We start from the raw sequence: 5,088 nt of genomic DNA on the forward strand, positions 1-5,088 counted from the left end.
GCCTGCTGGAACCCATCGGCTATATTCCGCCTGCAGAGGCTGAAGCTAACTACTATCGGCAAGTCACCAGTCAAGCCGCCCACGCGGTGGCATGACTTAACCCAACGGGCCTCCACGAAACCCGGGGCGATTCATGTCGACGTGTTTTCCACAGGCAATGTGGATGCGGGCTGGAAAAGCCTGTGGATAGATGCGCTATCTAATTGATGTCAAAGGTTTGGCGACGCGGTGGCGCGCAAATGCGCAGTGTTCTTCATTGGGCACTTCGAGTGAATTCGGCTTTCAGCCATGTCGCCAGCGCTTGGGAACGTTCGCCCGGCATGCGCGACGGCGTCGCGAGCACCCACTGTGCCGATGAATCCACGAAACCCCATGGCGCGACCAGGCGTCCTGACGCCAGGTCGCCGGCCACCAGCGCTTCGGGTGCGATGGCCAGGCCACGGCCGGCGACGGCGGCCTCGATCAGGTGATATAGGTGCGGATAGCCCTGCGCCGCGGGCAGCTGCGCGGTAGCCACGCCCATGGCATGTGCCCACTTGGTCCATGCCTGCGATCTCGATTGCGTCTGCAGTAGTGGCACCTGCAGCACGGCAGTTGGCGGGCGCGCGGACAACCGGTGGGTCATCGCAAAGTCGGGACTGGCCACCGGGCCGATGCGCTCGCGCACCAGCGGATATACACGCCATGACGCCGGCCACGGTGTCTCGCCGGCCAGCACGGCCGCATCAAGACCGCCGAGGGCGTCGTCGAAAGGCGTTTCCTGAGGACGCAGATGCAGGTCCAGGCCCGGGAGCTCGGCCATCAGGCGTTCCAGGCGGGGAATCATCCAGCGCGCCAGCAGGCTGACCGGGCAACCCAGTACGAACGGCGCGTGCCCAGCTTCAGGACGCAGCGACTCCACGGTTTCGCGCAGCTGGGCGAACGCGGCGGTGCTGGTGTCACGCAGGCGCTGTCCGGCCGGGGTCAGTGCCAGGCCCCGTCCTTGCCGCTGGAACAAGGCCACGCCCAGCTCTTCCTCCAGTGAGCGAATGTGTCGACTCACGGCGCCGTGGGTGACATGCAGCTCGGTCGCCGCCTTGCTGACGCTGCCCAGGCGGGCCGCGGCTTCGAAGGCATGCAGGGCGTTGAGGGAAGGCAATGGGCGCGGCATGGGATATGTGAGTTTATTTGACGGATGGTGGCCATCATATCGCTTTTGGCGTGCCACTCCATGGGGTAGGGTGGCGCGTGCATTTCTCCCTCTGTGAGCATCCCCATGAGCAAGATCGACTACAGCGCGTATCCCGACGAGCAGGGGCGCTTTGGTGCCTACGGCGGCAGCTACGTCGCCGAAACCCTGATGGCGCCGCTGGCCGAACTGACTGAGGCCTACCTGCGACTGCGCGAGGATCCGGACTTCCTGGCCGAGCTGGACCGTGACCTGAAGTACTACGTGGGCCGCCCCAGCCCGGTGTATTACGCCGAGCGCCTGTCCCGGCACGTGGGCGGCGCCCGCATCCTGCTCAAGCGCGAGGACCTCAACCATACCGGCGCGCACAAGATCAACAACACCATCGGCCAGGCGCTCGTGGCCAAGCGCATGGGCAAGCCGCGCATCATTGCCGAGACCGGCGCGGGCCAGCATGGCGTGGCCAGTGCCACGGTGGCGGCGCGCTTCGGCCTCAAGTGCGTGGTTTACATGGGCGCGGTGGATATCGAGCGGCAGAAGATCAACGTGTATCGCATGAAGCTGCTTGGCGCCGAGGTGGTGCCGGTGACGTCCGGCTCCAAGACGCTCAAGGATGCGCTCAACGAAGCGATGCGGGATTGGGTCACCAACGTGGCCGACACCTTCTACATCATTGGCACGGTGGCGGGCCCGCACCCCTATCCGTTGATGGTGCGCGATTTCAACTCCATCGTTGGCCGCGAGGCGCGCGTGCAGGTGCAGGAGCAATTCGGCCGCCTGCCGGACGTGCTCACCGCCTGCGTGGGCGGTGGCTCCAATGCGATCGGCCTGTTCCACGCTTTCCTCAATGACGAGAACGTGCGCGTCGTCGGTGCCGAGGCCGCGGGCGAGGGCATTGCCACGGGTCATCACGCCGCTTCGCTGGCGGCGGGTCGCCCCGGCGTGCTGCATGGCAATCGCACCTATGTGCTTTGCGATGACAACGGCCAGATCACCGAGACACATTCGGTGTCCGCGGGTCTCGACTATCCAGGCGTCGGTCCCGAGCATGCGTTCCTGAAAGATGCCGGGCGCGCGGAATACGTCGGCGTCACCGACGACGAAGCGCTGGAAGCATTCCATTTGCTGGCGCGTACCGAAGGCATTCTTGCTGCGTTGGAATCGAGCCATGCCGTGGCCCAAGCCATCAAGCTGGCGCGCGAATATCCGAAGGACGGCCTGGTGCTGTGCAACCTCTCCGGGCGCGGCGACAAGGACGTACACACGATTGCAGCCCGCGAAGGAGTGCAGGTATGAGCCGCATCGACCGCCGTTTCCAGCAACTGAAGTCTGCCGGTCGCACCGGGTTGATTCCTTTCGTCACCGCAGGCGATCCGTCTCCGCAGCACGCCGTCGCGCTCATGCACGCCTTGGTGGATGCAGGCGCAGACGTGATCGAACTAGGCGTGCCTTTCTCCGACCCGATGGCGGATGGTCCGGTGATCCAGCACGCCAGCGAACGCGCGATCGCCAAGGGCGTCGGCCTCGCCGATGTGCTGGGCTGGGTCGCGCAATTCCGCCAGCGCGATGCGGACACACCCGTCGTCCTGATGGGCTACCTCAACCCGATCGAGATCCACGGCTACACGCGCTTTGCGAACGAGGCCGTGCAGGCCGGCGTGGATGGCCTGCTGGTGGTTGATTGCCCGCTGGAAGAGTCCGCCGTGCTGCAGCCCTTGCGCGATGCGGGTCTGCAGCAAATCCTGCTTGCGGCGCCCACCACCGCACCCTCGCGTATGGTGCAGCTGTGCGGGTCGGCCGAGGGTTTCCTGTACTATGTCTCGTTCGCCGGCATCACGGGCGCGGCACGATTGAGCACCAGTGACATCGCTGCTCGCGTCGCCGATATCCGTGCGAAGTCCAAGGCACCGGTGGCTGTGGGTTTCGGTGTGCGCGATGCGCAGTCGGCCAGGGCCATTGCCGGTTTCGCGGATGCGGTGGTAATCGGCAGTGCGCTGGTGGAGCGCCTGGCGGGTGCGGAAGATGTCGATGATGTCGTCGCACGAGCCAAGGACTTCCTGGTGCCGATACGCGAGGCACTCGATGCCTGAACTTGTTCCCTCACCCTCCGGGGGAGAGGGCAAAAGCGTTTGAGGTTTGATGATATGAACTGGCTCCAGAAAATCATGACTCCGCGCCCCCGCACGGAAGCCACCGGTACCGCCGGCAAGGGCAAGGTGCCGGAAGGTGTGTGGGAAAAGTGCGGCGGTTGCGGCACGGTGCTGTACCGGCCGGAGCTGGAGCGCAACCTGATGGTTTGCCCCAAGTGCGGTCACCACCACACCATCGATGCGCGCGCGCGCCTGGACTCGTTCCTCGATGCAGGTTCGGCGCAGGAGTTGTGGGCCAGCATGGAGCCGAGCGATCCGCTCAAGTTCCGTGACTCCAAGAAGTACCGCGACCGCATCATCGCGGCGCAAAAGTCCACCGGCGAGAAGGACGCGCTGCTGGCGATGAACGGTCGCCTCAAGGGCCGTCCGCTGATGGCGGTGGCTTTCGAGTTCTCCTACATGGGCGGCTCGATGGGCTCGGTAGTGGGCGAAAAGTTTACCCGCGCCGCGGAGCGCGCACTGGCCGACCGCAGCGCCCTGGTGTGCTTCTCCGCCACGGGCGGCGCGCGCATGCAGGAGTCGTTGTTCTCGCTGATGCAGATGGCGAAGACGTCGGCCGCGCTGGCGCGCATGCGCGATGCGGGCGTCCCGTACATCAGCGTGCTTACGCATCCAACCACCGGTGGCGTGTCGGCAAGCCTGGGCATGCTGGGTGACATCAACGTGGCCGAACCGAAGGCACTGATTGGTTTCGCCGGTCCGCGCGTGATCGAGCAGACCGTGCGCGAGACCTTGCCGGAAGGCTTCCAGCGCTCGGAGTTCCTGGTGGAGCACGGCGCCATCGACCTGATCGTCGATCGTCGCGAGATGCGCGACAAGCTGGCCGACCTGCTGGGCATCCTGCAGAAGGCGCCGCGCGTGGCGTGACGGCACGCAACCGCATGGCATCGAAGAACAGCGCCCTTGTGGCGCTGTTTTTTTGCACGCGTTTTCCACAGGCCGTGTGGATGTGGGTGGGAGAAGCCTGTGGATAGGTGAGCTATCTGCTTGACCGCAAAGACGTGGTGACGCGTTGGTGGGTCATTGAGCAGGCGTGAGGCAAGTCCGCGTCGCGCACAGGGTGCGCTCCCACAATAAGCGCGCACCTCAGATGTGGGAGCGCATCCTGTGCGCGATGGCGAGACGCCGCAAGTTTTCCACAGCCAATGTGGATACGCGTTCGAGAAGCCTGTGGATAGCTGCACTATCTCGTTGATGTTGAACACGTCGTGACGTGTTGATGCGCGAATGATCAGGCGTCGGCCGCCTTGCTCTGGTGGGAGCGCACCCTGTACGCGACGGCAAGGTGCTGCAAGTTTTCCACAGCCAATGTGGATACGCACTTGAGAAGCCTGTGGATAGGTGGCCTATCTCGTTGACGTCAAACAGATCGCGACGCCGTGATGCGCTATTGCGCAACAAGTCTCGTTGCGCGGCGCGCGCGTTTGCGCATCCGCATATGTGGGGTTCGCTGCGTTTTCCACAGACGATGTGGATGCGCCGGGGAAAAGCTTGTGGATAGATGCGCTATCTATCTGAGCGCAAAGCGTGCCTGACGCGATGGCGGGAAAATGCTCAGCGCTGGTGTGGGGTTTGTTCGCGCACTGGGTGCGCTCCTACAATGGCACGGTGCTCTTGTTGGGGCGCACCCTGTGCGCGATTCACTCCCGCCTCAGCCCATCAACGTCTGCAACGGCAGCAACCACAACGAGACTGCACCCAGCGCGCCGCCGATCGCCGTCGCTGCAATCACGTCGCTCGGATAGTGCAGGCCAAGGATCACGCGCGAAG

The 5,088-nt window shown here is 64.4% G+C and carries 5 protein-coding genes; 3 read left to right on the forward strand and 2 right to left on the reverse strand.

Annotated elements, in window-relative coordinates; genetic code table 11:
• Positions 1–253: 253 nt before the first annotated feature.
• Positions 254–1,150, reverse strand: coding sequence for a LysR family transcriptional regulator (locus VFG49_RS12485; RefSeq protein ID WP_324860955.1), 897 nt, complete (start codon positions 1,148–1,150; stop codon positions 254–256).
• A 105-nt stretch (positions 1,151–1,255) separates the two neighbouring features.
• On the opposite strand from VFG49_RS12485, the gene trpB reads away from it, so the two are divergent.
• Genes trpB through accD form a run of 3 tightly spaced genes read left to right on the forward strand, consistent with a single transcriptional unit; the run spans position 1,256 to position 4,185 of the window.
• On the forward strand, positions 1,256–2,464 hold the full coding sequence (gene trpB / locus VFG49_RS12490) for a tryptophan synthase subunit beta (protein WP_324860957.1): 1,209 nt from the start codon (positions 1,256–1,258) through the stop codon (positions 2,462–2,464).
• On the forward strand, positions 2,461–3,258 hold the full coding sequence (trpA, locus tag VFG49_RS12495) for a tryptophan synthase subunit alpha (RefSeq protein ID WP_324860959.1): 798 nt from the start codon (positions 2,461–2,463) through the stop codon (positions 3,256–3,258). The genes trpB and trpA overlap by 4 nt, the downstream gene beginning before the upstream one ends.
• A gap of 54 nt (positions 3,259–3,312) precedes the next feature.
• Complete coding sequence (accD, locus tag VFG49_RS12500; protein ID WP_324860962.1) at positions 3,313–4,185, forward strand: acetyl-CoA carboxylase, carboxyltransferase subunit beta; 873 nt, start codon at positions 3,313–3,315, stop codon at positions 4,183–4,185.
• Between the two features lie 784 nt (positions 4,186–4,969).
• Here accD and VFG49_RS12505 read toward each other — a convergent pair.
• The coding region (locus VFG49_RS12505) for a phosphatase PAP2 family protein (RefSeq protein ID WP_324860964.1) at positions 4,970–5,088 on the reverse strand (119 nt) is incomplete at its 5' end.

This window comes from Dyella sp. (assembly GCF_035685885.1).
In the GTDB taxonomy this organism is placed as follows: Bacteria; Pseudomonadota; Gammaproteobacteria; order Xanthomonadales; family Rhodanobacteraceae; genus Dyella.

What these genes read in the sequence shown, in the direction of transcription:
- VFG49_RS12485 (WP_324860955.1), bottom strand. Translation starts at nt 1,150, where the DNA reads ATGCCGCGCCCATTGCCTTCCCTCAACGCCCTGCATGCCTTCGAAGCC.
- trpB (WP_324860957.1), top strand. Translation starts at nt 1,256, where the DNA reads ATGAGCAAGATCGACTACAGCGCGTATCCCGACGAGCAGGGGCGCTTT.
- trpA (WP_324860959.1), top strand. Translation starts at nt 2,461, where the DNA reads ATGAGCCGCATCGACCGCCGTTTCCAGCAACTGAAGTCTGCCGGTCGC.
- accD (WP_324860962.1), top strand. Translation starts at nt 3,313, where the DNA reads ATGAACTGGCTCCAGAAAATCATGACTCCGCGCCCCCGCACGGAAGCC.